This is a genomic window from Nocardioides sp. CPCC 206348 (assembly GCF_048654705.1).
In the GTDB taxonomy this organism is placed as follows: domain Bacteria; phylum Actinomycetota; class Actinomycetes; order Propionibacteriales; family Nocardioidaceae; genus Nocardioides.
This window is the reverse complement of record NZ_JBMCZA010000064.1, coordinates 28,914-29,149: the sequence shown is the minus strand read 5'-3', so window position 1 is coordinate 29,149 and position 236 is coordinate 28,914. Positions and strand designations below refer to the sequence as shown.

The 236-nt window shown below is 69.5% G+C and carries 1 protein-coding gene; it reads right to left on the bottom strand.

The window, feature by feature from the left end:
- Positions 1-236 (bottom strand): alanine racemase C-terminal domain-containing protein (locus tag ACOADB_RS02325; RefSeq protein WP_378596298.1); only part of this gene is annotated, 236 nt, incomplete at both ends.

The following is a 236-nucleotide window of genomic DNA, read 5'->3' as shown; positions in this document are numbered from 1 at the left end:
CCCACGTAGCGTCGCGTCATCCGGCCACCGATCCTCGTCACGATCTCGTAGTTGATGGTGCCGCACGCCTCGGCCCAGTCCTGCGCGGTGGGACCACCGGCGGACGGTGGACCGAACACGATCACCTCGGTCCCGACCGACGGACGGTCACCGTCCAGGTCGACGACGACCTGGTCCATGCAGACCGTGCCGCGGATCGGTCGGTTCTTGCCGGCGATCCCCAGCTGCGCTGCGGC